This window comes from Nocardia sp. NPDC060220 (assembly GCF_042727815.1).
Lineage (GTDB): Bacteria > Actinomycetota > Actinomycetes > Mycobacteriales > Mycobacteriaceae > Nocardia.
In genome coordinates this window covers 1-5,061 of record NZ_JBHWZY010000511.1, presented here as the reverse complement: position 1 = coordinate 5,061, position 5,061 = coordinate 1, and the positions used below count along the sequence as shown (strand labels likewise).

Below are 5,061 nucleotides of genomic sequence, written 5' to 3'. Positions count from 1 at the left end.
GACCCGAACCCACAGCCGGCGGCGGTCCGATTCCGCGTGCGCGGCGAGGAAATCCGCGGTTCGATTCCTGGCCGCCGGCTTTTCCGCGGCCGCGACGGCGTCCTCGAGATCGATGAGCACGATATCGGCGGCCCCAGTGGCCGCTTTCGCCATTTTCCGCGCACTGTCGCCAGGAGCGAACAGCCAGGACCTGGCGTCGATTCCGCGGTGTCCGATGCTGCTCATGAACGGTCCCTTCGATGGATTGGGTCGGCCGGTGTGGACACCGCAGCTACGGAGCGAATCCCTTTGCCGTAATCATTACGGTACTACATACAGTAAACAGGCGGCGAGAATATTCGACGCGCCGACGACACCGGTTCGGCTCCTCACCGTGATCGGCTCGACGAGTCGATAGAATGCCTCGCGGTATCATTTACTGTGGCGCGTACCACCAGGGCTGGCGGCGCAGCGTCGACAACAGTTAACGTCGGCAACCCAGGAACTCACAAAGGTGGTTACGGCATGGCGAAACAGCAAGCGACTGCGGATAAGCGGCAGCGACGCGAGCGCGGGTCCCTGAACCCGGAGGATATTCTCGACGGCGCATTCGAACTCGCGGAAGATGTGTCCCTCGACAATCTCAGTATGCCGATGCTCGGCAAGCATCTGGATGTCGGAGTCACCAGCATCTACTGGTATTTCCGCAAGAAGGACGATCTGCTCAACGCCATGACCGATCGCGCATTGGAACAGTATGCGAGCGAGGCCCCGTTCATCCAGGCGAGCGACTGGCAGGACACGATGCGCAACCACGCCAGGACCATGCGAGCGACGTTTCTGGGCAACCCCATTCTCTGCGATCTGATCCTGATCCGATCGGCGCTGAGCCCCTTGGCCGCTCGCCTGGGCGCGCAACTGACCGAACAGGTGATCGCGAATCTCATGGAGGCCGGCCTGACGCTCGACGATGCCGTCGACACGTATTCGGCGATCCAGTTGCACACTCGCGGATCGATTGTCCTGCAGCGGCTCTACGACAAGAACAAGGAATCCGGCGACGAGCGCGGCGCCTACTACGAGCATCTGACCATTTCTCCGGAAACCACTCCCCTACTGGCCGAGGCGGGAGCACGGGGCCATCACAGCGGCGCTCCCGACGACACCAACTTCGAGTACGGCCTCGAATCCATTCTCGAGCGCGCGAGCCGATTGATCGACTCGACACGTCCGTCGACACCGCGCAAGAGGGCCGCCCCCGCCAAGAAGGCGGCGGCTGGACCTGCGAAGAAGACGGTCGCGGCGAAGAAGACCGTCGCAGCCGAGAAGACCGCCACAGCGAAGAAGACGGTGGCAGCCAAAAAGACCGTCGCAGCCAAGAAGGTCGCCGCCCCGCGACGAAGCAGGTCCGCCGCCAAAGCCGAATAACCAGCGACATATCGGCATCCGGTTCGATCGCCGTCAGCTCGGCGGACGACGAACGTTCCATGCCCCGGTGAAGGCAGCTTCGCGTTTCTGAGCGAACGCCGCATATGCCTCGGGAACATCGGTTGTCGCGAAGTTCACGGCCTGCGCACGCGATTCACTGGCCAGCGCCTCGTGCATCGTCCGGTCGGCGCCTTCGTTGAGCAGGGCCTTGGTCTGCGCGACGGCGATCGGCGGGGCGGCCGCCAGCCGGTCGGCGATCCGGTCGACGAAGTCATCGATCTCGGGCTCGGGGGTGACCCAGGTGAGCAAACCGAGGTCGAGCGCCGCCGCGGCATCGATCGTCTCGGCCAGCAGCGCCAGCCGCTTGGCCTGCTGCACTCCGACGAGCTTGGGCAACAGCCACGAACCGCCGCAGTCCAGCGAGAGCCCACGACGGGCGAAGACCTGGGAGAACGTCGCGTCCGGCGTCGCGACCACCAGGTCACATCCCAACGCCAGATTCCATCCGGCGCCGACCGCGACACCACGCACTTTGGCGACGGTCGGTATCGGCAGATCATGCAGGCGCTGGGCGACGTCCGAGATCGCCTGCAACTTGGCGAACGGCGCGGCATAGGGATCACTGTCGGTGACGTCGGCGCCGGAACAGAACGATCCACCCGCCCCCGTCAGAACCACCGCCCGCACCGCGGGGTCGTGCGCGATCGTGTCCAGAGCTTCGCGCAGGGCGGTCCACAGTCCGATGGTGATCGCGTTCTTGCGATGGGGGCGATGCAGCGTCAGGGTGCACACCCCGTCGCGCCGGAGTTGATGCAGCACAAGCTCTTCGGTCATCTGGTCGACTCCTGTACTAGAGGAAGAGATCGACGGTCAGCGGCGCGTTCCCCGGAACCGCCCGATACCTGTCCAGGTCGGTGATCCCGTGCTCGGCCAGGACTTCCTCATCGATCAGGAAGTTGCCCGTCGTGTGTTCGGCGGGTGAGGTGAGCACGAGGTAGGCGGCATCGGCGCAGATCGCCGGTGTGCGTGACGTGGCGATCCGCTCCTCGCCACCGGCCCGGTTCCGGATCGCCGCCGTGGCGATCGTGGTGCGCGGCCACAACGAGTTCACGCCGATGCCGTCGGCGCGCAGTTCCTCGGCCAGTCCCAGCGTCGTCAGCGACATACCGTATTTGGCGATGGTGTAGCCGAGATGGGCTCCGGCCCAGCGTGGCTCGAGGTTCAACGGTGGCGACAGAGTCAGGATGTGCGGGTTGCGCCCGGCCAGTGCCGATTTCCGCAGGGCCCCGATAGCAAGCTTGGACAGCAGGAAGCTGCCCCGGCAGTTGATGTCGAGCATCAGGTCGTAGGCCTTCATCGACAGAGCCTCGGTGGTGGCGAGGTCGATCGCCGACGCGTTGTTGATCACGATGTCGATCCCGCCGAAGCCTTCGACCGTTCGATCTATCGCCGCCGCGACCACGGCGTCGTCGCGCACATCACCGACGACCGCGAGGACCGAGCCACCGGCCTGTTCGATCTCCGCGGCCGCGGTATGCACGGTGCCCGGCAGCTTGGGGTGTGGCTGATCGGTTTTGGCGATCAGGGTGATGTTCGCCCCGTCGGCGGCCACCCGCTTGGCGATCTCGAGCCCGATGCCGCGGCTGCCGCCCGACATGATCAGGGTCTTGCCCGCGAGTGGCCTGTCACTGTCCGGCATCACCGGCTCCAATCTGTTCGACCCCGACTCGAATTCCGCCGAAGGGCAGGGCGAGCCACGCGGGTTCTCCACCGGCTCACCGTCTCGTCCGCATCGCGCACTGCCGTCGAGACGCTGATGAAAACCTTCCAGTTGCCATTACAGTAATATCACCAGTCAAGGTCGGGCGCCAGCGGCTGCCGACCCGATCCGCCGAGCGACTTGGCATTTCCACCCTCCCGAAGGAGCAGCACACATGGCCTATGTCATCACCCAGCGTTGTTGCAACGACGCCACCTGCGTCGCCGAGTGCCCGGTCGATTGCATCCGCCCTCGGCCGGACCACCCCGAATTCGCGACGGCCGAAATGCTCTACATCGACCCCGACACCTGCATCGATTGTGGTGCGTGCGCGGACGCGTGCCCGGTCGAGGCCATCTTCCCCGAGGACCGCCTGACCGCGTCGCTGGCCCGGTTCCGCGATATCAACGCCACCTATTTCCAGCATCATCCGTTGGGCTCGACGTTCGATTCGATCGCGCCGACGCCACGGCTACCACCGGGTCTCGACACGCTCCGGGTCGCGATCGTCGGTGCGGGCCCCGCCGCGTGCTACGCCGCCGATGAGCTACGGCGGCGCTGCTCGGCCGAGGTCGAGATCTTCGACAAGCTGCCGACACCATGGGGACTCGTGCGCGCCGGGGTCGCTCCCGACCATCCGGGCACCAAGACCGTCACGCAGTTGTTCGACTCCGCGTTCCGTGGCGACAGCGTCGGCTTTCACCTCAATGTGGAAGTGGGCGAACATATCTCACACGCGGAGCTCATGGACCACCATCACGCGGTGCTCTACGCCGTCGGTGCGTCGAGCGACCGCCGGATGGGCGTGCCCGGCGAGGACCTGCCCGGTTCGCATTCGGCCACGGAATTCGTCGCCTGGTACAACGGCCACCCCGACTACGCCGATCGCGTCTTCGACCTCTCGGGGCCGCGCGCGGTGATCGTCGGCAACGGCAACGTCGCCCTCGACATGGCCCGCGTGCTCACGGTGTCACCGGACGAGCTGGCCGGCACCGATATCGCCGACCATGCCCTGGCCGCGCTGCGCGAGAGCAACATCCGTGAGGTCGTGCTGCTCGGACGGCGCGGCCCGTTGCAGGCCGCCTACACGAGTCCGGAGTTCATGGCGCTGCGGCATCTCGAGGGTGTGGACGTGATCATCGACGAGGCCGAACTCGTGCTCGACCCGGTCGACCACGCTGCCCTGGACCACCCGGACGCCGGGCCGTCACCGCGGTTGAAGTACGCACTGGCCGAGGAATACTCGCGTGACCCGGCCACCCCCGAGAACAAGCGGATCGTGTTCCGCTATCTGACTTCTCCGATCGAGATCCACGGCGGCGAGCGGGTCGAATCCCTCGAGTTCGCCCGCAACGAACTGATCGACCGGGACGGACAACGGGTGGCACGGGCCACCGATCAGACCGAGCGGGTGGAGACCGGCCTGGTGTTGCGTTCGATCGGCTATCGCGGAGTCGCCGTGGCGGATCTGCCCTTCGACGAAGCACTGGGCGTGGTGCCCAACGAGCACGGTCGCGTCATCGGCGCGGACGGCTGCCCGGTCGAGGGTGTGTATGTCAGCGGCTGGATCAAGCGTGGGCCGCGCGGTGTCATCGGCTCCAACCGCGTCGACTCTGCGGAGACCGTCGAGCACCTCGTCGCCGATTTCGTCGCGGGCAGACTCACCGCGCCCGCCGGCGATCGGGCCGCCCTCACCGCGCTGGTCAACGAGCGGCAGCCCGATGTCGTCGATCGCGCGGGATGGAAAGCCATCGACCAGGCCGAGCGGTCCGCCGGTGCGGCGACCGGCCGACCACGGGTCAAGTTCACCGATCACGCCGATCTGCTCGACGCGGCACGGACAGCGATGGCGCGCTCCTGAAACGACTCGACCGCCGCTTCGGTGTCGAAGCGGC

General features: G+C 66.1%; 5 protein-coding genes. 2 read left to right on the top strand and 3 right to left on the bottom strand.

Going from position 1 to position 5,061, the window contains the following annotated elements:
* Positions 1 to 225 (bottom strand): aldolase/citrate lyase family protein (locus ACFWF3_RS23790; protein ID WP_379315325.1); only part of this gene is annotated, 225 nt, incomplete at its 3' end.
* 279 nt (positions 226 to 504) lie between these two features.
* Here ACFWF3_RS23790 and ACFWF3_RS23785 point away from each other — a divergent pair.
* Positions 505 to 1,407 (top strand): TetR/AcrR family transcriptional regulator C-terminal domain-containing protein, encoded by a 903-nt coding sequence (locus ACFWF3_RS23785; protein ID WP_379315324.1) that lies wholly within the window; start codon positions 505 to 507, stop codon positions 1,405 to 1,407.
* Positions 1,408 to 1,440: 33 nt separating this feature from the next.
* Here the strand turns inward: ACFWF3_RS23785 and ACFWF3_RS23780 are convergent, their stop codons facing one another.
* Both ACFWF3_RS23780 and ACFWF3_RS23775 read right to left on the bottom strand, forming a co-directional pair.
* Positions 1,441 to 2,241: an enoyl-CoA hydratase/isomerase family protein gene (locus ACFWF3_RS23780; RefSeq protein WP_378992973.1), complete on the bottom strand. Its 801-nt coding sequence runs from the start codon at positions 2,239 to 2,241 to the stop codon at positions 1,441 to 1,443.
* Positions 2,242 to 2,257: 16 nt separating this feature from the next.
* On the bottom strand, positions 2,258 to 3,106 hold the full coding sequence (locus ACFWF3_RS23775) for an SDR family oxidoreductase (RefSeq protein WP_379315323.1): 849 nt from the start codon (positions 3,104 to 3,106) through the stop codon (positions 2,258 to 2,260).
* Positions 3,107 to 3,341: 235 nt separating this feature from the next.
* Between ACFWF3_RS23775 and ACFWF3_RS23770 the strand changes: the two genes are divergently transcribed.
* Complete coding sequence (locus tag ACFWF3_RS23770; protein ID WP_379315322.1) at positions 3,342 to 5,027, top strand: FAD-dependent oxidoreductase; 1,686 nt, start codon at positions 3,342 to 3,344, stop codon at positions 5,025 to 5,027.
* Positions 5,028 to 5,061 lie beyond the last annotated feature (34 nt).